Raw genomic sequence first — 864 nt, 5'->3', positions numbered from 1 at the left:
GCGCGCTGGTCCATCGCCAGGCGCCAGCCACCGTCGGCGAGCACGAGGCCGCCCTCCACCTCCGAGGAGTCGGGCTCGACGATGCCGTGCAGGCCGGAGACCTTGAGGTAGCGCTCTGCGGCTTGGGCGCGGTTCTCGAAGGCGCGCGCGGGCTTCCCGGCGGCCGCGGCGGCTCCGGCCAGCTCCTGGTCGGACCAGCTGGCCTTGATGCCGAGGCCGCACACCGCCTCCACGCGCACGCCGAACCAGCCACTGGCCAGCGCGAGCCCGACGACGCCCCCGAGGGAGTGCCCGAGCACGACGACCCGCTCCGCGCCGCGGCCATGGCGCCGAAGGAGTAGTGCTCGACGGGGTCGGAGTCGCCGTGACCGGGCAGGTCGGGCACCGCCCACGAGCCGTCCCAGTACCGGTCCAGCCGTGCGATCACCCCGTTCCACGCCTCGCTGGTCGCGCCCATCCCGTGCAGCAGCAACAGGGTCGGGCCGCCTTCTCCACCTCTACGCACGCGCAACGTCACACCATGATCATCCACCCGGCGTTCGCGCTCTGTCGCGGGTGGAGCACCGATCGTTGTGTTTCTGCTCCAATGAGCCGGTGGAGCGCGTCCTTGATCCGGAGACGTACGTGCGCGGGGTCCCGTACGACAGGTTGCGGGAGCTGCGCGAGAAGGGGCCGGTCCTGTGGGCCGACGAGGGGTTCTGGGTGGTGCTCGGGCACGCTGAGGTGCGCCGGGTCCTCCGCGATCCCAAGGTCTTCTCCTCGCAGCTCGGCGCAACGCAGATCCGCGATCCCGCGACGCCGGAGGACCTGCGCTACGTGCGGCGGATGATGCTCAACCTCGATCCGCCCGAGCACACGCGGCTG

At 71.9% G+C, this 864-nt stretch carries 2 pseudogenes; one reads left to right on the top strand and one right to left on the bottom strand.

Annotation, left to right across the window (positions count from 1 at the left end):
• Nucleotides 1–299 (bottom strand): annotated as a pseudogene (locus tag CCN37_RS38150) (alpha/beta hydrolase); the annotation flags it as partial.
• 295 nt (nt 300–594) lie between these two features.
• Here CCN37_RS38150 and CCN37_RS38145 point away from each other — a divergent pair.
• A pseudogene (locus CCN37_RS38145) lies at nt 595–864 on the top strand (cytochrome P450); the annotation flags it as partial.

The organism is Allokutzneria sp. NRRL B-24872 (genome assembly GCF_002155965.1).
Lineage (GTDB): Bacteria > Actinomycetota > Actinomycetes > Mycobacteriales > Pseudonocardiaceae > Allokutzneria.
This window is presented reverse-complemented; position numbering and strand designations above follow the sequence as displayed.